22 protein-coding genes are annotated in these 20,582 nt (G+C 72.0%); 8 read left to right on the top strand and 14 right to left on the bottom strand.

Features of this window, described 5'->3' with window-relative positions:
- Positions 1-119: 119 nt before the first annotated feature.
- Positions 120-1,160 (bottom strand): Rv2578c family radical SAM protein, encoded by a 1,041-nt coding sequence (locus AB0K18_RS06210; RefSeq protein WP_364910614.1) that lies wholly within the window; start codon positions 1,158-1,160, stop codon positions 120-122.
- Between the two features lie 133 nt (positions 1,161-1,293).
- On the opposite strand from AB0K18_RS06210, the gene AB0K18_RS06205 reads away from it, so the two are divergent.
- On the top strand, positions 1,294-1,575 hold the full coding sequence (locus AB0K18_RS06205) for a DUF3040 domain-containing protein (RefSeq protein ID WP_364910611.1): 282 nt from the start codon (positions 1,294-1,296) through the stop codon (positions 1,573-1,575).
- 143 nt (positions 1,576-1,718) lie between these two features.
- On the opposite strand, the gene AB0K18_RS06200 is transcribed toward AB0K18_RS06205, so the two are convergent.
- Positions 1,719-2,189: an OsmC family protein gene (locus AB0K18_RS06200; RefSeq protein ID WP_364910608.1), complete on the bottom strand. Its 471-nt coding sequence runs from the start codon at positions 2,187-2,189 to the stop codon at positions 1,719-1,721.
- A 160-nt stretch (positions 2,190-2,349) separates the two neighbouring features.
- Between AB0K18_RS06200 and AB0K18_RS06195 the strand changes: the two genes are divergently transcribed.
- Both AB0K18_RS06195 and AB0K18_RS06190 read left to right on the top strand, forming a co-directional pair.
- Positions 2,350-2,997, top strand: coding sequence for a PadR family transcriptional regulator (locus tag AB0K18_RS06195; protein WP_364910605.1), 648 nt, complete (start codon positions 2,350-2,352; stop codon positions 2,995-2,997).
- 138 nt (positions 2,998-3,135) lie between these two features.
- On the top strand, positions 3,136-3,972 hold the full coding sequence (locus tag AB0K18_RS06190) for an alpha/beta hydrolase (protein ID WP_364910602.1): 837 nt from the start codon (positions 3,136-3,138) through the stop codon (positions 3,970-3,972).
- A 12-nt stretch (positions 3,973-3,984) separates the two neighbouring features.
- Here AB0K18_RS06190 and AB0K18_RS06185 read toward each other — a convergent pair whose 3' ends face one another.
- The 5 genes from AB0K18_RS06185 to AB0K18_RS06165 all read right to left on the bottom strand — a co-directional run bounded on the left by AB0K18_RS06185 (position 3,985) and on the right by AB0K18_RS06165 (position 9,576).
- Positions 3,985-5,559 (bottom strand): penicillin-binding transpeptidase domain-containing protein, encoded by a 1,575-nt coding sequence (locus AB0K18_RS06185; protein ID WP_364910599.1) that lies wholly within the window; start codon positions 5,557-5,559, stop codon positions 3,985-3,987.
- A gap of 81 nt (positions 5,560-5,640) precedes the next feature.
- Positions 5,641-6,300 (bottom strand): lysophospholipid acyltransferase family protein, encoded by a 660-nt coding sequence (locus AB0K18_RS06180; protein ID WP_364910597.1) that lies wholly within the window; start codon positions 6,298-6,300, stop codon positions 5,641-5,643.
- Positions 6,301-6,636: 336 nt separating this feature from the next.
- Entirely contained in the window at positions 6,637-7,233 is a 597-nt protein-coding gene (locus tag AB0K18_RS06175) for a CoA pyrophosphatase (protein ID WP_364910594.1), read from the bottom strand.
- Between the two features lie 38 nt (positions 7,234-7,271).
- Positions 7,272-7,541 (bottom strand): hypothetical protein, encoded by a 270-nt coding sequence (locus tag AB0K18_RS06170; RefSeq protein ID WP_364910591.1) that lies wholly within the window; start codon positions 7,539-7,541, stop codon positions 7,272-7,274.
- A 58-nt stretch (positions 7,542-7,599) separates the two neighbouring features.
- Positions 7,600-9,576: an ATP-binding domain-containing protein gene (locus AB0K18_RS06165; protein WP_364910589.1), complete on the bottom strand. Its 1,977-nt coding sequence runs from the start codon at positions 9,574-9,576 to the stop codon at positions 7,600-7,602.
- A 67-nt stretch (positions 9,577-9,643) separates the two neighbouring features.
- Between AB0K18_RS06165 and AB0K18_RS06160 the strand changes: the two genes are divergently transcribed.
- Both AB0K18_RS06160 and AB0K18_RS06155 read left to right on the top strand, forming a co-directional pair.
- Positions 9,644-10,246, top strand: a complete 603-nt coding sequence (locus tag AB0K18_RS06160; protein ID WP_364910587.1) for a TetR family transcriptional regulator — start codon at positions 9,644-9,646, stop codon at positions 10,244-10,246.
- A 452-nt stretch (positions 10,247-10,698) separates the two neighbouring features.
- Positions 10,699-12,321: a SulP family inorganic anion transporter gene (locus AB0K18_RS06155; RefSeq protein ID WP_364910584.1), complete on the top strand. Its 1,623-nt coding sequence runs from the start codon at positions 10,699-10,701 to the stop codon at positions 12,319-12,321.
- 109 nt (positions 12,322-12,430) lie between these two features.
- Here the strand turns inward: AB0K18_RS06155 and AB0K18_RS06150 are convergent, their stop codons facing one another.
- On the bottom strand, positions 12,431-13,405 hold the full coding sequence (locus AB0K18_RS06150) for a WYL domain-containing protein (protein WP_364910582.1): 975 nt from the start codon (positions 13,403-13,405) through the stop codon (positions 12,431-12,433).
- A gap of 127 nt (positions 13,406-13,532) precedes the next feature.
- Between AB0K18_RS06150 and AB0K18_RS06145 the strand changes: the two genes are divergently transcribed.
- On the top strand, positions 13,533-13,928 hold the full coding sequence (locus tag AB0K18_RS06145; protein WP_364910579.1) for a RidA family protein: 396 nt from the start codon (positions 13,533-13,535) through the stop codon (positions 13,926-13,928).
- Between the two features lie 92 nt (positions 13,929-14,020).
- Here the strand turns inward: AB0K18_RS06145 and AB0K18_RS06140 are convergent, their stop codons facing one another.
- From AB0K18_RS06140 to AB0K18_RS06130, 3 genes are read right to left on the bottom strand one after another with little or no spacing between them, the layout of a single operon-like run.
- Entirely contained in the window at positions 14,021-14,992 is a 972-nt protein-coding gene (locus AB0K18_RS06140; RefSeq protein ID WP_364910576.1) for a tyrosine-type recombinase/integrase, read from the bottom strand.
- A 10-nt stretch (positions 14,993-15,002) separates the two neighbouring features.
- Entirely contained in the window at positions 15,003-16,235 is a 1,233-nt protein-coding gene (locus AB0K18_RS06135; protein WP_364911549.1) for an acetolactate synthase large subunit, read from the bottom strand.
- Positions 16,235-16,666 (bottom strand): thiamine pyrophosphate-binding protein, encoded by a 432-nt coding sequence (locus AB0K18_RS06130; protein WP_364911546.1) that lies wholly within the window; start codon positions 16,664-16,666, stop codon positions 16,235-16,237. The genes AB0K18_RS06135 and AB0K18_RS06130 overlap by 1 nt, the downstream gene beginning before the upstream one ends.
- 149 nt (positions 16,667-16,815) lie before the next feature.
- Between AB0K18_RS06130 and AB0K18_RS06125 the strand changes: the two genes are divergently transcribed.
- Positions 16,816-17,820, top strand: coding sequence for an aldo/keto reductase (locus AB0K18_RS06125; RefSeq protein WP_364910573.1), 1,005 nt, complete (start codon positions 16,816-16,818; stop codon positions 17,818-17,820).
- Between the two features lie 6 nt (positions 17,821-17,826).
- On the opposite strand, the gene AB0K18_RS06120 is transcribed toward AB0K18_RS06125, so the two are convergent.
- Both AB0K18_RS06120 and AB0K18_RS06115 read right to left on the bottom strand, forming a co-directional pair.
- The gene (locus tag AB0K18_RS06120) at positions 17,827-18,861 is read right to left on the bottom strand and encodes an aldo/keto reductase (RefSeq protein WP_364910571.1); all 1,035 of its coding nucleotides are present in this window, start codon (positions 18,859-18,861) and stop codon (positions 17,827-17,829) included.
- Between the two features lie 59 nt (positions 18,862-18,920).
- A complete protein-coding gene (locus tag AB0K18_RS06115) occupies positions 18,921-19,346 on the bottom strand; it encodes a VOC family protein (RefSeq protein WP_364910568.1) in 426 nt (141 codons plus the stop codon).
- A gap of 197 nt (positions 19,347-19,543) precedes the next feature.
- Between AB0K18_RS06115 and AB0K18_RS06110 the strand changes: the two genes are divergently transcribed.
- Complete coding sequence (locus tag AB0K18_RS06110; RefSeq protein ID WP_364910565.1) at positions 19,544-19,927, top strand: VOC family protein; 384 nt, start codon at positions 19,544-19,546, stop codon at positions 19,925-19,927.
- A gap of 4 nt (positions 19,928-19,931) precedes the next feature.
- On the opposite strand, the gene AB0K18_RS06105 is transcribed toward AB0K18_RS06110, so the two are convergent.
- On the bottom strand, positions 19,932-20,447 hold the full coding sequence (locus AB0K18_RS06105; RefSeq protein ID WP_364910563.1) for a hypothetical protein: 516 nt from the start codon (positions 20,445-20,447) through the stop codon (positions 19,932-19,934).
- Between the last annotated feature and the right edge of the window lie 135 nt (positions 20,448-20,582).

Raw genomic sequence — 20,582 nt, 5'->3', positions numbered from 1 at the left:
TCGAGCCAACAGGGCGCTGGGAGACTCCGAGGCACCTCATTCCGAACTCCTGATCTTCGACGTCGGGGCGCCCGCCATCCTGCCATCCGCCGGACGGCCGCCGCCAACCCTTTTCCCGGCTACAGCAGGCGGAGCTGCTCGGGCTCGGGCGGCTCAGGGGGAGTGGCAGGACGGGCCGGAGGGAGGCGGCGGGCCACGGCGGGGGTGGCGCGCCCGACGCCGTGGCGCCGGGCCAGCTCTTTCACCATGCCGACGACCCGCTGCTGGTACGCCTTCGGCGCGTAGGAGCCGCGGCCGTAGAGCTCCAGGTAGCGCGGCACCAGCCGCGGGTGCTCGCGAGACAGCCACGAAAGCCACCACTCCCGCGCGCCAGGACGCAGATGCAGCACTATGGGCGAGATGTGGGTGGCGCCGGCGGCGGCGATCTCCTTGACCGTGCGGTCGAGCTGGGCGGGCGAGTCGGTGAGGTAGGGGAGGATCGGGGCCATCAGGACCCCGCACGCGATGCCGTTGTCGTTGAGCGTGGCGCACGTCTCCAGCCGCCGGCCCGGGTGCGGCGTGCCCGGCTCGACCGCGCGCCACATCTCCGGATCGACGAACCCCACCGACACGTCGGCGCCCACCTCGGTCACCTCAGCGGCCTCGGTGAGCAGGTCGAGGTCGCGCAGGATCAGGGTGCCCTTGGTGAGGATGGAGAACGGGTTGGCGGCGTCGCGCAGCGCGGCGAGGATGCCGCGCATCAGCTTGTAGCGGCCCTCGGCGCGCTGGTAGCAGTCGACGTTGGTGCCCATGGCGATGTGATGGCCGCCCCAGCGCGGTGCGGCCAGCTCTTTGCGGGCCAGCTCGGCGGCGTTGACCTTGACCACGATCTTCGAGTCGAAGTCCGCCCCGGCATCGAAATCTAGATATTCGTGTGTTTTTCGGGCAAAACAGTAAATACAGCGGTGGGTGCACCCGCGATAGGGGTTGATCGTGTACTCGAACGGCACCCGGCTCGCGGCAGGCACGCGATTGACGATGGATCGGGCCTGAATCTCGTAGAAGGTCATGCCGCGGAACTCAGGCGTGTCGAACGTTCGGGTGACCGCGCCGCGAGCGAACAGCGGCACGGCCGGATCGTCCCGGCCGGGCTCGGCCAGGCGCAGGTTGTCCCAGCGCATCCCATGATTAGAACAAGTATTCGAGCTTGATCGCAAACTGAAAGACGTCGCAATTACATGGTCAGCTTGGGGCTAATGATCTTCATGGTTGGGCAGAAAGACGCCACGGAGCTTGCGTTCGGGAGGTGCACCTATGGCCTGGTCGCAGGACGAGGAGCGGATGCTGGCCCAGATCGAGCAGCACCTCGTCGACGACGATCCGAGACTTGTGGCACGGCTTGAGTCGTTCAACGAGCGGGTTCGTCGCAGCGAGGCGAGGTCCACGGGGCAATCGGGTCCCAAGCACAGGCCGCGCCGCTCGACGGTCATCATTCTGATCAGCTGGGTGTTGATCGCCACCTTGGTCGCCACATTGCTGATCATGGTTCTCCGCCACGAAGCCGCCGCCGCCATGGCTCTGTCCACCATGTTCTGAGCCCTGGCCGCAGACGGCCCACACGAAGGTCTCCGGCGTCGAGCCTCCGTGCTCGTCGCCTCTTCTTGTGCGCTTCCGGCGATCACGGGATGGGGTCTGCCCGGAACGGTCGCCTTATCACGCGCTGCGGCGGAGATTTCGCCTCAGCCGGCGACGCGGACCGTGGGCTCGTGGCGGACGGGGAAGTTGACCGAGGCGGCGATGAAGCAGGCCTTGGCGGCGTCGGCGTGCAGGGCGATCGCCGTCTCCACCATCTCCGGCGCCGCCACCGTCACCACCGGCCGCAGGACGACCTCCGTGAAGCGGCCGCCCTCCGCGGTCTCGGCCATGACGCCCTCGGCGGTGTCGGCGTAGCCGGTCACGATGACCTTGGCGACGCTGCACTTGTGCAGGTACCAGAGCATGTGGCACTGCGACAGCGAGCCCACCAGCAGTTGCTCGGGGTTCCACCGCGCCGGGTCGCCACGGAAGGACGGGTCCGCGCTGCCCAGGATGACACCGGGGCCTTCGGCGGACAGTTCGTGCTCGCGGCCGTAGTCGCGGTAGCCGCTGGTGCCGGTGCCCTTGTCGCCGGTCCAGGTCACGACGGTCTCGTAGCGGTGGCGGCGGCTCATCGGTGTTCGTCTCGCTCTCGCTCGGGGTGCCTCAGGACTCAGGACTCAGGACTCAGGACGAACGTATCGAACCGCGCGCACAGGCCGACGCGGGCCCTTGTCCATCGAATACTCGCGTGCGTATACTCGCAGACGAGTATTCGGCGGCGAGGAGCGCATCATGGCCAGGCGGCGACCGGTGACGAACCTGATGGCGCTGGCCGTGCTCACCGTGGTCGGCCGGCGCCCCATGCATCCGTACGAGATGGCCTCCGTCCTGCGCGCCAGGGACAAGGACCAGGACATGCCCATCAAGTGGGGCTCGCTCTACACCGTCGTCCGCAACCTGCACAAACACGGCTTCCTTGAGGCGGTGGAGAGCGGGCGGCAGGGCGCGCGGCCCGAGCGGACCGTCTACCGCATCACCGACGCCGGCCGCCACGAGGCCGCCGACTGGACGCGCGAGCTGCTGTCCACGCCCGAGAGGGAGCCGACGGCGTTCGAGGCCGGCCTGTCCGTGATGGGCGGGCTCGGTCCCGACGAGGTCGGCGCGCTGCTGCGGGAGCGGCAGGCGCGGCTGGAGGAGCAGATCGAGGCCGACCGGCGGGCGCTGGAGGCGGAGCGGGCCGAGCTGCCGCGCCTCTTCGTCGTCGAGTCGGAGTACGCGCTGGCGATGCGCGAGGCCCAGGCCGCCTGGGTGCGTTCGCTGGTGGCGGAGCTGGACGGGGGCACGTTCTCCGGGGTCGAGGAGTGGCGGGCCTTCCACCGTACGGGCGACCTGCCGGACGGGCTGGAGGACCTGGCCGCCAGAGGCACGCAGGACGACTGACCGGACAGGCCCGGCGGCGGTGCTGCAACACCGCCGCCGGGCGGATCTCGCACCCGAAGCGGAGCCCCGGCCACGAGATGGCATCGACAACGATAGCCGGGCTCCCCTTCACCGACCGATGAGGGAGCTCTCATGATCATGACCACCACAGGCGCTGTGACGTCCGACGACGGCGCGACGATCGGCTACCACCAGGTCGGCCGCGGCCCAGGGCTGGTGATCCTGCACGGCGCCATGCAGACCGGCCGCAGCCAGCTCGACCTCGCGCAGGCCCTGTCGGCCGACTTCACCTGCTACCTGCCCGACCGGCGCGGCAGGGGCTCCAGCGGCCCCGTCGGCACCGCGTACGGGCTGGAGCGGGAGGTGGCCGACCTCGCGGCGCTCATCGAGGCCACCGGCGCCCGCTACGTCGCGGGCGTCAGCTCAGGGGCGATCATCACGCTGCGCACCCTGCTCGTCCGGCCCGACCTGCACGGGGCCGTCGTCTTCGAGCCGCCGCTGCTCCCCGACGGCGCCGCCCTGGACGTCCACCTGAGCCGCCTCGACCAGGAGCTCATCGCGGGGAACATCCCTGCCGCACTGGTCACCGGCATGAAGGCGGCCGAGCTCGGCCCGCCCGTCTTCAACCTGGTGCCGCGCAAGCTGCTGGAGCTGCTCACCCGCAGGATGCTGAAAGGCCCTGGCGCGACGTTCGCCGAGCTGGCGCCCACCCTGCGCCAGGACCTCCAGCTCGCCAGGGAGGCGGCGGGCGACCTGGAGATGTACCGGGCCGTGCGGCAGGAGGTGCTGCTGCTCGGCGGCACCAGGACCCGCCCCTACCTGCGCGCGGCCCTCGCCGGCATCGAGGAGGTGCTGCCGCACGCCACCAAGGTGCTCATGGAGGGCCTCGATCACGGCGCCACCTCCAACACCGCCGACCGCGGCCGCCCCGACCGCGCGGCCGAGGAGATCCACCGCTTCCTCAAGGATCGGTGACGAGCCGGCCGATCAGTAGTTCTTCAGGAACGTGGCGGCGACCGGGGCGGCGACCGCGCCGCCACCGCCCCCGCCCTCGACGACCACCGCGAACGCCACGTCGCCCTTGAACCCCATGAACCAGGCGTGCGACTCCAGCTTCTCGCCGGTGCCGAACTCGGCCGTGCCGGTCTTGCCGTGGGTGCCCGCGGGCAGGCCGGCCGAGCGGGCGGTGCCCTTGGTCACCACGGCCGACATCATCTGGTGCATCCCCGCCTTCACCTTGGCGGGCAGCTCGCGCTCCGACAGCTTCTGCTTCATCGACGGCACCAGCGTCGGCGGGCGCCAGGTGCCGTCGGCGATGGCGGCGGCGACCGAGGCCATCGACAGCGGGCTCGCGGTGATCCTGGCCTGCCCGAACGACTCCGCCGCCAGCTCGGCGTCGGACTGCGCCTTGGGGAAGCTGGCCTTCGTGGCCGGCACGCCGATGGTCAGCGGCTGGTTGAAGCCGACGTCCTGGGCCGCGTCGAGCAGCTTCGCGGCCCCCAGCTTCGACTGCGCGAGCGGCGCGAACGTGGTGTTGCACGAGTGGGCGAAGGAGTCGAGGAACGAGATGGAGCCGAACTCCTCCTTGTCGGAGTTGCGGACCTTCAGGCCGCCGACGGTGGCGTACATGGGGCAGGTGACCTTGTCCTGCGGCGACATGCCGACGGCGAGCAGCCCGATCGCGGTCACCGCCTTGAACGTCGAGCCGGGCGGGTAGCGGCCGTCGAGCGCCCGGTTGAACCCGCCCACGTTGTTGACCACGGCCAGGATCTCGCCGGTCGACGCCTTGATCGCGACCAGCGAGGTGGGCTTCTTCATGTCCTTGACCGCCGTCACCGCGGCGGCCTGGGCGCGCGGGTCGAGGCTGGTCCGCACGGGCTCGCCCTCGGCGCCCTCGATGGTCTTCAGCGTCTTGTCGCCGAGCTTGATCTCGGTCGTGGGCGTGCCGGCCAGCTGCTTCTGGAACGTCGCCTGCAGCCCGTGGCTCCCGACCGCCTGGCCGACCTTGTAGGACGAGCCGAGCTTGGCGACGTCCTTCTTGGTCGCCTTGACCAGGTAGCCCACGAGCTGCTGCACCGACCCGCCGACCGTGCCGTCGTCGATGCGCGAGCCCTCGGCGTCGGTGATCGCGGCGCGCTCGGGCCAGCGGGTCTTCAGCGAGAACCCGGCGCCGGAGGTCAGCGACGGATGCAGCGTGGCGGGCTTCCAGTCGACCTTCCACGTACGGTCGGCCACCACCAGGTCGATCTTGCCCTCGTAGGTCCACTCACCGATGTTCTTCAGCTCGAGCTTGGCGGTGTAGGGGACGCTGGCCCGGCCGTCGCCCTCGGTGACCCGGCCCAGCTCGATCGCGGTGGACTCGACGGCGAGCGCGCTGCGCTGCTGGTCGTAGGCGGTGAGCGGCTGCGCCTTGGCCAGCTCTTTCGTCATCGCGCCCTTGTCGCCGGCCTGCCACGCCGCAACGAACCGCTGCGCGGTCTCGGCCGGCGTGCCGCGGGTGTGCAGCACGTAGTAGGCGCCCCCGGCCGCGGCCCCCACCGCGAGCACCGACGCCACGGACACGATCGCGATGGTACGGCCCCGCGCCACTGATCAGCCCCCTGCTCCTCGACGACAGCTTCCGAGACTAGCGGGAGCTCCCAATCAGGACATACCATTCTCAGCTTTGACGCTGGCCGCGTACTTCGGGACGTACTCCTGGCCGGAGAGCTTCTGGATGGCGGCCATGATCTCGTCGGTGACCCGGCGCCGGTCCTGCGCCTTGGTGTGGTCGCCGGTGAAGCGCAGGGGAGCGCCGATGGCGATGCCGATGGGCGCGGGCCGCGGCACCTTCGCGCCCAGCGGCATGACCTTCTCGGTGCCGCTGAGCGCCACGGGCAGCACCGGGGCGCCGGTGCGCAGCGCCAGCCAGGCCACGCCGATCTTGCCGCGGTAGAGGCGGCCGTCGGGGGAGCGGGTGCCCTCGGGGTGGATGCCGAACAGCTCGCCCCGCTCCAGCAGCGCGGCGGCCTCCTCCAGCATGGCCTGCGCGGCGTGCGCGCTCTCGCGGTCGATCGGCAGGCTGCGGCCCAGACGCATGAAGAAGCCCGAGACGGGGTTGCCGGAGAAGTATTCGTTCTTGGCCGTGAACGTCACGTGCCGTGGCAGCAGCGCGGGCAGCAGGAACGAGTCGAGCACCGACAGGTGGTTGGCGGCCAGGATCGCCGGTCCGGTGCGCGGCACGTGGGCGGCGCCCGAGATGTGCGGACGGCACATCGCAGTGACGAGTGGCGTCGAGGCGAACTTGGCCACGTGGTAAAGCAACGAGCTCTCCTGATGATCGGCTGACGGCCACCCCACAATAAAGCAGGCGCCCCGCGGGTGTGCGGGGCGCCTGTGAAAGCTGTTAGGCCGATGTGGCGGTCGCCTCCTCGGCGAGGTGCACAACACGGCTCCAGCCGAACGGTATTCCGTGAAGGCGGTAATTTGCGGCCCGGGGGACACAAACCACATCGGCAATCTTGAGTTAAGCACACCAGGGGGCCCTAAAGGTAATCGTGGTGCGCTCTTGGGTCCCTGTTGGGAGGGGTTCCCGAGGGCCTGACCAGGCACTCCGTACCGTCCTGAATCACCCGGAATCGGGCTGTGTGCGAAGATCGGTCAGGTGCGGGTCCAGCGAGGCTGGGCGACGTCGAAGACGCGCTGCTCACGGCCCCGCAGCGCCACCTCGGCGAACTGCCACAAGATGGCCCCCGTGGGCGCGTGGATCACGATGGACGGCCCCAGTGGCATCTGCAGCAGGTCGCCCCGCCAGCGCGGCACCCCCGGCGCGAGAAACCGCTCCAAGGGGACGGCGTGCACCGACGCCACCTCCCGCGGATCGCCCACCGGCTCCTGCCGCCCGCCGAACGCCACCACCGGCGTGATCACGAACCCCGAGTCGGTGACGAAGTCGTCGAGCAGCCCCGCCACCTCGACCCCCGAGACGCCGGTCTCCTCGCCCAGCTCGCGCAGCGCCGCCGCCTCCGGCCGCTCACCGTCGTCGGCCCGCCCGCCGGGCAGCGCCCACTGGCCGGCGTTGCGCCCGGCCGCCGCACGGCGGATCACCACGACGTACGGGCTGCGGCGGGCGTCCTCCAGCACGCACACCGTGACCCCGGCCCTGCGCAGCCCGTCGGCGACCGGGACCTCCCGCCGCCTGAAGGCGGCCAGCCGGGCCGTGACCTGCGGACGCAGCTCGTCGATGGGCGGAAGCATCCGTCAAGGATCTCACGCCTTTCTACGCTTGAACCGGGTCAGGTGGTGGTCATCAGGATGCCGAGCAGGGTGCCGATCAGCATGGCCGCGCCCGCCGCGGTGGCGGCCCACCGGCCGAGCGGCTCGCCGCGGGTGTGCCCGACGATGCCGAGCACCACCCCGGCCAGCCCGAACAGGATGGGGATGAACAGCAGGGCCATGGCCGCACAGGCGAACCCGATGATGGACAGCAGCTGGTCGCCGGCGCGGGGCTGGGCGTCCGGGGGAGTGCGCGGGACGCCGTCGGGCGGGTCATGAGGTGAGGTCAAATGCCGGCTCTTCTCAAGGAGGCGGTGACGGTTCGTTCGTTCCCGGCATCCGCCCATCTCAAGCCGTGAGTTGCGGAGGGAGCGGGCGGGCGTGCAGGACGTCGAGGCGGGAGACGGCGCGGGTGAGCGCCACGTACAGGCGGTTGAGCCCGCGCCGCTCGGCCTCGGCGATGGCGGCCGGCTCCGCGACGACGACGTGGTCGTACTCCAGGCCCTTGCACAGCGTGGCGGGCATGACGCTGAGGCGCTCGCCCACGTCGAGCCCCTCGTCCCTGAGCGCGGCGGTGAGGGCGGGGACGTCGGCGTCGGCGGCGATGACCCCGATCGACCCCTCGAACGTCATGGCCTCGCGCACCGCCGCGGCCACCCCCTTGCCCAGGCCGGTGACGGGGGTGACGCGCAGCCGCCCGTCCGACCGGTACGAGCGCGTCTCGGGCACCCGCACCTCCAGGGCGGCCAGCAGCCTGTTGGCGAGGTTCACCACGGCGGCCGGCACCCGGAAGCCGGTGGTCAGCGCGACGACCTGGCCGTCCGGCTTGCCGAGATGGGCCAGGCGGTCCTCCCACGAGGTGGCCGCCCACGGGGTGGTGCCCTGGGCCAGGTCGCCCAGCACGGTGAGCGAGCCGTGCTCGCTGCGCCTGGCGACGGCCCTGCACTCCATCGGCGACAGGTCCTGGGCCTCGTCCACGATGACGTGGCCGTAGCCGCGCGGCCGGTCGATGAGGCCGGCGATCTCGTCGAGCAGCACGAGGTCGGCCGCCGACCACGTCGCGGTCTTCACGCTCCGGGGCGGCCTGGCCCAGGTGAGCGCCTCGCGTTCGGCGTCGGTGAGCAGGCCGCGGGCGGGATCGGGGGCGTCGCCGGTGGGGCCGCGCAGGACCTCGTACAGGACCTGGACGGGTTTGACGGCCGGCCAGACGGTGTCGAGCCAGGCCGTGACGGCGCGGCCGATCCTGCGCAGCCAGGCGGCGTTCGGGGTGGCGCCGCGCGACTCGGCCTGCCGGCGGACGGCCTCGACGACGCGGGCGCGCACGCGTTCGCGGCCGACCGCGTACGGCAGGGACGCGCGGCGGGTGTCGTCCACGATGCGGCGCAGCTCGTCCTCGTAGACCCGCCAGCGGTAGGAGCCGTCGGGGACGGCGACCGGCTCGACCGGCTTGCCGATGCGCCCGTAGAGGGCTTTGCGCAGCACCTCGGCCATGCGGGCGTCGTGCTTGACGGCGGCCGTGGCGGGGGCGTCGGCGGCGGTGACGGGGACGGCGGCGAGCAGCCGTTCGAGGGTGGTCTGCTCGACGTCCATCTCGCCGAGCGCGGGCAGGACGGCGGAGATGTAGCCGAGGAAGGCGCGGTTGGGGCCGAGGACGAGCACGCCCGACCGTTCGAGCCTGCGGCGGTGGGCGTAGAGCAGGTACGCGGCGCGGTGCAGGCCGACGGCGGTCTTGCCGGTGCCCGGCGCGCCCTGGACGCACAGCGAGGTGTCGAGGTCGGCGCGGACGAGGTCGTCCTGCTCCGGCTGGATGGTGGCGACGATGTCGCGCATGGGGCCGACGCGGGGGCGTTCGATCTCGGCGGCGAGGATCCTGCTCTCGCCCTCCTCGCCCTGGCCGAGCCGCTCGTCCTCGAAGCTCGTCAGGGTGGTGCCGGACCAGCCGAAGCGGCGGCGTACGGCGACGCCCTGCGGGTCGCGGGCGCTTGCCCGGTAGAAGGCCCGCGCGACCGGCGCGCGCCAGTCGACCACCACGGGCGTCCCGCCGTGCTCGCCCGCGATGTGCCGGCGGCCGATGTGGTACGCGCGTCCGCGATGCTCGCCTGAGTCATGGCCGAAGTCGAGCCGGCCGAAGAACGGCGGGCCGTCGGGCGCCTCGCTCAGTTCCTTGGCCAGGCTCTTGAGGTGGCGTCCCAGCCGTTCTGCGCTGTAGCGGTCGCCGGCCACGGTCTCGCCGACGATGACGTTGTCCCGCGCGTCCTGGAGCATCCTGCGCAGGCCGTCCTTGCAGCGTTCGACGTACGCGCGCTCCTCGTCGAGCGTCGCCATCACACCTCCCAAAGTGTTAACTCGGTTAAGAGATTAACCAGGTTAACACTTTGCTAGGGTGGGCTTCATGACGGGACTGCGGGAGCTGCAGCGGCAGCGGGTGCGCGAGGCCATTTCCTCGGCCGCCATCACGCTCTTCCTGGAGCGCGGCTTCGACGAGGTGCCCGTGGCGGAGGTCGCGGCGGCGGCGGGGGTGTCCAAGCCGACGCTTTTCAAGTACTTCCCGACCAAGGAGGACCTGGTCCTGCACCGCATCGCCGACCATCTGGGGGAGTCGGCGCGCGTGGTGCGCGAGCGGGCCTCGGGGGAGTCGCCCGTGCGGGCGCTGCGCCGGCACTTCCTCGACGGGCTGGCCAGGCGTGATCCCGTGACGGGGCTCAACGACGAGCCCGAGGTGGTGGCGTACCACCGGATGGTCTTCTTCACCGCGCCCGGCCTGCTGGCCCGGCTGCACCGGCACATGGCGCGCGACGAGGAGCTGCTCGCCGAGGCGCTGGCCGAGACCTCCGACGAGCTGACCGCGACCCTGCTGGCCGGGCTGCTGGTGTCCACTCAGCGGGTGCTGGCGCGGCGCAACTGGGCGATGCTGGCCGACGGCCGGCCGGTGGCCGAGGTGGAGGCCGAGGCGGTGCGGGCGGCCGAGCGCGCCTTCGGCCTGTTGCCCGTGTGATCGCCGAGAGCTTACTCGCGCGATGCCCGACAGCGGCGACGTTTAAGCAGGTGAGAGGGGGTGTAGTTGATATTCTGACAACCTCTTTACTGATTGCAAACATCTGCAATTCGGGACATTCGCGGGGTTGTCCGGCACTCGGAGGGAGTGAGGGTGAGCGGTTCTTTCGCGCGCCAATGCAGTCACAGAATCGATCGGATCGGTAACTCAACGTGATGGCCGAGCCTGAGGGCGGCGGCCGCACCGCGCGATCCCGCCGCCTGTCCGCCGGACTGTTCGGCCGCATGCGGTCCGTGCTGCCGCACCGGCCTGCCGGGTTGTTCGGGCGCGTGCGTGTGGGGGCTCGCCGCCGGCCTGGCGGGCTGGTCGGGCGCATGCTGGCGTATTGCGGGGAATCCGCGGTGGTTCGGCGCGTTTGGAGGTTGTTGCCGCGGCGTGGCGATCTGGCGGAGATGCGGCGTAATCCGCGTACCGACCTGATGGCCGGGTTGACCGTGGCCGTCGTGGCACTGCCGCTCGCGCTCGGGTTCGGGGTCTCCTCCGGGCTGGGCGCCGCCTCGGGGCTGGCCACGGCCGTGGTCGCCGGGGCGCTGGCCGCGCTGTTCGGCGGGTCCGCGGTGCAGGTGTCGGGGGCGAGCGGCGCGATGACCGTCATCCTCATGCCGATCATGAGCGCTCACGGCGCCACCGGCGTGTTCACCGTCGGCCTGCTGGCCGGTCTGCTGCTCCTCGGGCTCGCCCTGGCCGGGGCCGGTCGCCACGTGGCCATGGTTCCCGCTCCCGTCGTCGCGGGATTCACCGTCGGCATGGCGTGCGTGATCGCGTTGCAGCAGCTTCCGCACGCGCTCGGCGTGCCCGCGTACGACAGCGACAAGGTGGCCGTGATCGCCTGGCACGCCGTCGCCGGCTTCCTCGCCACGCCGCACTGGTGGGCATTCGGCACCACGCTCGCCGTCGCCGTCGCCCTGCTGGCCGGGGCCGCGCTGCGGCCCGCCGTGCCGTTCTCGCTGGTCGCCGTGGCCGCCGTCACCATCGTCGCCGACCTGGCCGGGCTGCCGCTGGCCCGCATCGGCGCCCTGCCCGCCGGGCTGCCGGTGCCCGCGCTCGGCTTCCTCGACCTGGCCGCGTTGCCGTCCCTGCTCGCGCCCGCCGTCGCCGTCGCCGCGCTGGCGGCGCTGGAGTCGCTGCTGTCGGCGACCGTCGCCGACGGCATGACCGGGCGCACCCGCCACGACCCCGACCGCGAGCTGTTCGGCCAGGGCGTCGCCAACCTCGTCGCCCCGATGTTCGGCGGCATGCCGGGCACCGGCGCCACCGTGCGCACCGCCGTCAACGTGCGCTCGGGCGCCAGGTCGCGGCTGGCCGCGCTGGCCCACGCGCTCATCCTGGGCGCCCTGGTCTTCACCGCCGCCGGTCTGGTCGCCCGCATCCCGCTCGCCGCGCTGGCCGGGGTGCTGCTCGCCACGGCCGTCCGCATGATCGAGGTCGGCGCCGTACGCGCGATGGTCCGCTCCACCCGTGCCGACGCCGTGGTGCTCGTGCTCACCGCCGTGGCCACGCTGACCCTCGACACCGTGTGGGCCGTCATCCTCGGGCTGGTCGTGGCCGGGGCGCTGGCGTTGCGGGTCATCGCCGGGGACGTCCGCTTCGACCAGGAGCCGCTCCGCCACGACCTGCAGCCGCAGCACACCGTGGAGGAGCACGCCCTGCTGGCCGAGCACATCGTCACCTACCGCCTGGAGGGGCCGCTGTTCTTCGCCGCCGCCCATCGCTTCCTGCTGGAGGTGTCGGCGGTGACCGGCGTGTCGATGGTGGTGCTGCGCATGAGCCGGGTCACCACCATCGACGCCAGCGGCGCGCTCGTGCTCGGTGACGCCGTCGCCCGGCTGGAGCAGCGCGGCATCGCCGTGTACGTGTCCGGCATCCCCGACGGGCACCATCGGCCGCTCGAGGCGCTCGGTGTGATCGCCCGGCTGCACCAGGCGGGCCGCGTGTTCGCCACGACCGACGAGGCCCTCGCGGCCGCCCGCGAACGCCTCCACGCCACCGGCATCGTCCCCCGCCTGGCCGGCTGACCTCCCCACGCGGCCCGCGCCGGGACGGTGTCCGGCCGGCGTGGTCGGCGGGCGTCCTGGCGGCACGCGCACCCGGTTGCCCGCCGCCCAGGACGGCGCGCGGGGCGGGTCAGGCGGAGGACTGGTATCGGGTGGTGATGGCGGTGGCGCGGGTGTGGAGGGCGTCCCGTAGCCACTGCGGTTCCAGGGCCTCCGCGCCGGCCGCGAGCTGCCACAGCGCCCAGACGGCGTGCCTGCGGTCCTGGAAGGTCACCTCCAGCCGCAGCCAGCCGTCCTCGCCGGGTTCCTCGCCGCGTACGGACAGGGCGGTGCCCACCAGCTCCTCGCGCCGCTCGGGATGCACCCGTACGACCACGCCGACCTGGTCGTCACCATGCCGGAACCGGGTGCTGCGCTCCTGCCACGCCCGGTCCAGGTCCACCCGGTCGGGCCGCTGCGCGGGCTCGGCCAGCTCCTCGACGGCCAGCACCCGCGACAGCCGGTACGTACGGTCCTCGCCTGAGCGGGTCGCCAGCAGATAGCCCCGCCCGCGCACGGTGACCAGCCCGATCGGGTCCACCGTGCGCCACGACGGCTCCCGGTCGGGCGGCGCGTAGCGCAGACGCAGCCGTCGCCCGCCGAACACCGCCCGCAGCACCGTCGCCACCACCGCGTCAGGCACCTCGTCGGAGGGTTGACGGCGCGCGAGCAGGTCGGTCTCCGGCTCGATGAGCAGGCGTTCCGCCGCGCCCGCCGCGGTGTCGCGGTAGCTGTCGGGCAGCGCGTCCACCACCTTGAGCATCGCCGAGGCGAGCGCCGAGCCCAGCCCGAACGCCTGCGCGCCGCGCCGCGACCCGGCGACCAGCAGGGCCAGGGCCTCGTCATGATTCAGGCCGGTCAGCTCGGTACGGAAGCCGGGCAGCAGCGCGAAGCCGCCGTGCCGGCCGCGTTCGGCATAGACGGGGACGCCGGCGGCGGACAGCGCCTCGATGTCCCGCAGCACCGTACGCGTGGACACCTCCAGCTCGCGGGCCAGCGCGGCGGCGGACATCCGGCCGTGCTGCCGCAGCAGCAACACCAGGGAGACCAAGCGGTCGGCACGCACGCCGAAAACCCTACAGAGATACACGACACAAGATGTCGTGATTTGCCGGGAAGCTGATCACCGACGCGAACAACCGCGCCGGCGCTCACACGCGTCGGCCGATCTTGTAGAAGGAGCTGACTCCACGATGGAACGCACGGCGGTCAACCCGTGGCCGTGGTCGCTGAACCTGGGCTACAACCAGGGCGAGATCGTCTCGGGGGAGACCAGGACGCTGTACTGCTCCGGGCAGACCGCGATGGACGCCGACGGCAAGCCGCAGCACGCCGATGACATGGGCGCGCAGCTCGCGCTCAGCCTCGACAACCTGGAGGCGGTGCTCGCCGAGGCCGGCATGTCGCTGGCGGACGTCGTCCGGCTGAACGTCTACACCACCGACGTCGACCGCCTCTTCGAGCACTACGGCGTCCTGGCGGGCCGGCTCGGCGCGGCGGGCGTGGCACCGGCCACCACGATGCTCGGCGTGACCCGCCTGGCCCTCCCCGGCCTGCTGGTCGAACTGGAGGCCACCGCCGCCTCCTGACCCTCCCGCGCCCGCCCCGGCGGGCGCGCCTTCGACCGCCCCGAGCCACCCGACCCGTCCAGGGGGAAAGCGGCCGCGGCCGGGGCCCCGGTTCAGGCCAGGGGGCGGGGTTTGGGGAGGTTGAGGCGGTCGACGGCTTCGCGGCGGGTGCGCTCGGGGCGGCGGTCGTAGCGCGCCGTGGTGGCGGGGCTGGCGTGGCCGACCAGGGCCTGGGCGGTGGCGAGGTCGACGCCGGCGTCCAGCAGCTCGCCGATGAACGTGCGGCGGAAGTCGTGCGGCGTGCGGCGAGCCGCGCCGGCCGCCCCGAACCGGCGGGTCAGGATGTCGGAGATGCCCTGCCCGGTCAGCCCCACCGGCCGCCCGTCGCGCATCCGCAGCCGCCCGGCGGTGCTGATCGGGCTGAACAGCGCCCCCGGCGCGGTGCCGCGCACCGCCAGCCACCGCTCCACCAGCCCGATAGCGTCGGCGGTCAGGTAGACCAGGCGCTCCTTGTCGCGCTTGCCGCGCACCCGCAGCGAGCGCGCGCCAGGGTCGTAGTCGGCCAGCGACAGCCCGCCCAGCTCGGCGCGGCGGCACCCGGTCGAGTAGAGCACCGCGATCAGCGCCGCGTCGCGCTTGCCGGCCGGGGAGTCGTCGCACGCCGCCAGCGCCGCCCCCACCACCTCGGGCGGCACGTGGTGCCCGGCGGGCAGCCGGCTCTGACGTACCGGAGCCAGGTCGGAGGCGCGCGCCAGGTCCTCGGCGCTGGTCTGCCCGAGCCGCCACGCCTCCTTCAGCACCCGGCGCAGCGCCACCAGGTGCTTGTTGACGTAAGCGGCCGACCAGCCCTGATCGGTGAGCATCGTACGGATGCGCACGGTGTGCTCGTACCGCAGCAGATGCCACGGCTGGCCCGCGCCCGTGGCGTGCTCGTCGCCGGTCAGCATGCGGGCCAGCCGGTCGAGGCAGCCGCGCATCGTGCGGCGCGACTCGGGGCTGGTCAGGGAGTCGAGATAGACGTGGTAGGGGTCGCGCGCCGGCTCGACCGGCGGCGCCCCCGCGGCGGACAGGGCGGGCAGGCTCACCCGGACGATCTTAGAAGGGTCCGGTCAGCTCGCCCAGCTTGTCGGTCAGGCCGAGGTTAGCCGAATAGTCGACGGGCACCGCGATCACCGACACCACGTCGTCGGCCAGCGCCTTGCGCAGCGTCGGCAGCAGCTCGTCCGCGCTGGAGATCCGGTAGCCGCGGGCGCCGAAGCTCTCGGCGTACTTGACGAAGTCGGGGTTGCCGAAGGCCACGTGGGAGTCGCGGCCCAGCTCGAGGTCCATCTTCCACTCGATCAGCCCGTACGCGCCGTCCTCCCACACCAGCACCACGAACGGGATGCGCTCGCGCACGGCGGTCTCCAGCTCCTGCGAGTTCATCAGGAACGCCCCGTCACCGGTCGCCGCCAGCACCTTGCGCCGCGGGTGGGCCAGCTTGGCGGCCAGCGCGCCCGGCACCGAGAACCCCATCGACGACAGCCCGTTGGAGACCAGCATCGTGTTCGGCTCGTACGTCGGGTACATGCGGGCCATCCACATCTTCACCGCGCCCGTGTCGGCCAGCACGATGTCCTCGCGGCCCATGGCCTCGCGGATGTCGCTCACCACGCGGCGGGGCGACAGCGGGAACCCGTTCTCCTCGCGCCCCTGCTCCAGCTCCTCGCGCAGCATGCGGCGGATCTTCTCGCCGGTGCCGTTCATGGTGAAGCGGCGGTGGACGGCGTCGCCGAGCGCGTGCAGCGAGCGGGAGATGTCGCCGTGCACGCCGACCGCCACCGGGTAGTGGTCGTCCACCTCGGCGGGGAACCGGTGCACATGGATGATCTTCTTGTCGCGGGCCGGGTTGATCTTGACCGGGTCGAACTCCTGCAGCTCGTAGCCGGCCGTGATGAGCACGTCGGCCTCGTCGAAGCCGAAGTTCACGTAGTCGTGGCGCATGAAGCCGACCGCGCCGAGCGCGTGGCGGTGGTCGTCGGGGAAGACTCCCTTGCCGTTGAACGTGGTCGCCACCGGCAGCCCCAGCTTCTCCGAGAACCGCACCAGCGCGTCGGACGCGCCCGCCCTGGTGGCGCCGTGGCCGGCCAGCACGATCGGGTGACGCGCGGTGGCCAGGATCTCGGCGGCGCGGGCGACCTGCGAAGGTGACGGGTCCTGGGGGCGTACGACGTTGAGCGGCAGCGGCGCGAGCCCTTCGGGCAGCGGCGCCGACTCGACGTCCTCGGGGATGGCCAGGTAGACGGCGCCCGGCCGCTCGGTCTGCGCGGTCTTGAACGCCTTGCGGATCAGCTCGGGCAGCGCCTGCGGCGACGGCGCCAGCTCCGACCACTTCTGATCGGCCTGAACAGCGACACCAGGTCCACCACCTGGTGCGACTCCTTGTAGATGCGGTCGAGCCCCACCTGCGCCGTGATCGCCACCACCGGCGTGCTGTTGGTCGTGGCGTCGGCCACGCCGAGCTGCAGGTTGATCGCGCCGGGGCCGAGCGTGGCCGACGCGACGCCGGCCTTGCCGGTCAGCCTGCCGTAGATCTCCGCCATGAACGCCGCGCCCTGCTCGTGGCGGACGAGGACATAGCGGATGGAGGAGTCGTTGAGCGCGTCGACGAAATGGATGTTCTCCTCGCCCGGGATGCCGAAGACGTATTCGACGCCCTCCGCCTCCAGAGCCTGCACGATGAGCTGGGCCGCCGTCCGTTGCGTGGCCTGCGCTGACATGCGAAACGCCTTCTTTCCTCTGTGACTGCACCCGTCACAGCACGCCTCGCCGCCGGTTCATTCCGCGCCCTCCGGCCGGGCCTGTGACCGGCCGTCATGGCATTGACCGTGCCTGGAACCCGCTGCTCGCCCGGGGGCACAGTGGAGGCATGACGACGACTCACCTCGGTACGCGCCGGCTCGGCCGTACCGGTCCCACTGTCACCTCGCCGGGGCTCGGCTGCATGGGGTTGTCCGGTTCGTACGGCCATGTGGACGATCGTGAAGGCGTCCGGGTCGTGCACGCGTACCTGGACGCCGGCGGCACCCTGCTCGACACCGGCGACTTCTACGGCTCCGGGCACAACGAGCTGCTCATCCGGCGGGCGCTCGAAGAGCGGGACCGCGACGACGTCGTGCTGTCGGTCAAGTTCGGCGGCATGCGCGACCCGTCCGGGCGGATGAGCGGCATCGACGGGCGTCCTGCCGCCGTGGGCAACTTCCTGGCCTACTCGTTGCAGCGGCTCGGCACCGATCACGTGGACGTGTACCGCCCGGCCCGGCTCGACCCGTCCGTCCCGATCGAGGAGACGGTGGGGGCGATCGCCGAGCTGGTCGAGAAGGGGTACGTGCGGCACATCGGGCTCAGCGAGGTCGGCGCCGAGACCATCCGCAGGGCCGCCGCCGTCGCGCCGATCTGCGACGTGCAGATCGAGTACTCGCTGTTCAGCCGGGGCGTCGAGGACGAGATCCTGCCCGTCTGCCGCGAGCTCGGCATCGGCGTCACCGCGTACGGCGTGTTGTCGCGCGGCCTGATCGGCGGCAGCGGCGCCGTCGAGGGCTTCCGGGCCGGCTCGCCCCGTTTCCAGGGCGCCAACCTCGACCACAACGCCGCCCTCGCCGGCCGCCTCCGGGACCTGGCCGCAGCCAAGGGCGTCTCCGTCGCGCAGCTCGCCATCGCCTGGGTCGCCGCGCAGGGCGGCGACATCGTCCCCATCGTCGGCTCCCGCACCCCGGACCAGGTCACCACCATGATCGGCGCGGACAAGGTGTCGTTCACGGGGGAGGAACTCGCGCAGATCGAAGACCTCATCCCTCGCAACGCCGCCAAGGGCGACCGCTACCCCACGGCCCTCATGGCCGCCCTGGACAGCGAACGCCGCAACCCGAACTGACCCGCCTCAGGCGGCTGGGCGGTCGGGCTTGGGGCGGCGGCGGAAAGAGGCGTTCGTGAGGGCGGGTGGGGGGTGGGCGACGTCGATGGGGCCGAGGTCGGTGCCTGGGGGGACGATCTCGTCGATGCGGTCGAGCAGGTCGTCGTCCAGGGTGACCGAGGCGCCGGCCAGGAGGTCGTCGAGCTGCTCCATCGTCCGGGGGCCGATGATCGCCGAGCTGACGCCGGGGTGGGCGATCGCGAACGCCATCGCCAGGTGCGTCAGCGACAGCCCCGCCTCCTCGGCGAGCGGGATGAGCCGCTCGACGGCGTCGAGCTTGCGCTCGTCGGTCATGTGCCGGGGCACCCAGTGCAGCCGCGCACCCGAAGGCCCGGAACCGCCCTTGCGGTAGCGGCCGGTGAGCAGGCCCATCGCGAGCGGGCTCCACACCAGCGTTCCCATGCCGTGGCGGCGGCACGCGGGCAGCACCTCGCGCTCGATGCCGCGGTTGAGGATGGAGTACGTGGCCTGCTCCGTACGCGGCCGGTGCAGCCCGCGCCGCTCCGCCGTCCAGTGAGCCTCGACGATCTCCGACGCGGGCGTGTTGGACAGACCGAACGCCCGCACCTTCCCGGCCCGCACCAGATCCGTCAGAGCGGACAGCGTCTCCTCGATGTCGGTGTCAGGGTCGGGGTGGTGGATCTGGTAGAGGTCGATGTGGTCGGTACGCAGCCGCCGCAGCGACTCCTCGACCTCGGCCACGATCCACCGCCGCGAGCTCCCGCCCCGGTTGGGCCCCTCACCCATGGCGCCGTTGACCTTGGTGGCCAGCACGACGCCGGCCCGCCTGCCCGGGAGCGCCTTGCCGACGATCTCCTCGGACTCGCCGCCGGGCCCGTACACGTCGGCGGTGTCGATGACGTTCACGCCCGCGTCCAGCGCCCGGTGGATCATGCGGACGCACGCGTCGTGGTCGGGGTTGCCCGTCTGCCCGAACATCATCGTGCCCAGCGCGTAGGGCGAGACCTGGATGCCGGTACGGCCCAGGGGTCGCGTTCTCATCACTCGCGTCCTTCGTGAAGGAGGGCGGCGGGGGACGCCCGCCGCCCTGGAAGCCGTGGTCAGGAGGGGTTGTAAGGGGGGAGGACGTCCAGCACCCACGTGACGCCGAAGCGGTCCTTCAGCATCCCGTAGACCGTGGCCCACTGCGCGGGCCCCAGCGGCTGCACGACGGTCGCGCCGTCGGCCAGCTTCTCCCAGTAGCCGGTGATCTCCTCGACGTCCTCGCCCCTTACCGAGACGAAGAACGGCTTCTCACCCGGCTCGTACGGCAGGTGCCCCGGCACGTCGTAGGCCATCACGCGGAACCCGTTGCCCGCGCTCACCTGCCCCCACATCACCTGGTCGGCCTCGGCCTCCTCCGTCACGTTCCCGGCGTCCTCGTAGGTGATCACGGCCAGGTCGCCGCCGAACACCGACTGGTAGAAGGTGAGCGCCGCGCGGGCGTCGCCCCGGAAGTTCAGGTGGGTCACAACATCGATGGACATGGACGTTCCTTCGTCGCTCGTTCTTGCTGGTGTGACCACCGTTCCAGGGGTAGCGGACAGGGTGTGGCCGCTACTTGCGCCGGAATCCCAGTCGCGTCCGCGTGGGCCGCTCCGCTACGATCCCCGGACCGTTTTGACGCCCGAAGGCCAGGAAACGGACTGTTCGGGGGTCTCTGACCGAAGGTAGGTGTTGTTGCGTGGCGTCACGGATCAGCGAACTGGTGCTCGCGTGCCGCGATCCCGAGCTGCTGGCGCGGTTCTGGTGCGAGGTGCTGGACTTCGTGGTGCTCGACAGGGAGGACGACGGCGCCATCGAGATCGGGCCGCGTGTGGGGTTCGGCGGGGCGCAGCCGACGATCATCCTCAGCCCTCAGGAGGACCTGTCGCCGGCGCACACGTACCGGCTGCACATCGACGTCAACGCCACCGACCGCGATCAGGACGCCGAGCTCGAACGCCTGCTGAAGCTCGGCGCCCGCCGCGCCGACGTGGGCCAGAGCGGCGAGGAGCCGTGGCACGTGCTCGCCGACCCGGAGGGCAACGTCTTCTGCCTGCTCAGGCGCCGCCTCGACCCGCTCTGACGGCTCAGCGGAGTGGCCGGTGACGGCGCTGGTAGGAGTACGCCACCGCGTACGTCAGCGGCCCCCACGCCAGCAGCGGCAGATAACAGACGATCAGGATCGCGTGCCCGGTGGCCGACAGGAACGGGAAACCCGAGCCGAGCCTCAGGATCGCGGCCAGCGCCGCGTACCCGCAGAAGAGCGTGATCAGCGTGGCCCCGGTGTAGGCGGCGGCGAGCACGGCGCGCGGCCGCATGCGCCGGCCGCCCACCAGCGGCACCCACCGGGGCGGCACCTCGCCCCAGGGCTTCACCAGCCCGATCGTCAGCAGGGCGGCCAGCTCGCTGACGACGCTGAGGCCGATGATGTACGCGGACTCGCCGGCGGGGATGGGGGGCCGGCCGGCGACGTACCCGATGGGCAGTCCTGTCACCAGGGCGACCCGCCACAGTCCTGACGGCAGGGTGACGAGGGCGATCGCGTGCGCGGCCCGTGCCGCCCAGTGCGGCACCGGGCGGATCGCCGTGGAGGTCATGGTCATGAGGACAGGCTCCCGGGTGCGGCGGCGGTGGCGCCTCCCCCTGCCGGGGGAGCATGGCCGCCCGGGCGGGGGAGACCGCTGATACACGGCCGATACGAGGTCGAGCGGCAGCCGATGCCCAGAACAGTGCACTTC

The organism is Nonomuraea sp. NPDC049421 (assembly GCF_040677005.1).
Taxonomy (GTDB): Bacteria; Actinomycetota; Actinomycetes; order Streptosporangiales; family Streptosporangiaceae; genus Nonomuraea; species Nonomuraea salmonea.
The sequence above is the reverse complement of the archived record's forward strand: the minus strand, read 5'-3'. Positions and strand labels throughout refer to the sequence as shown.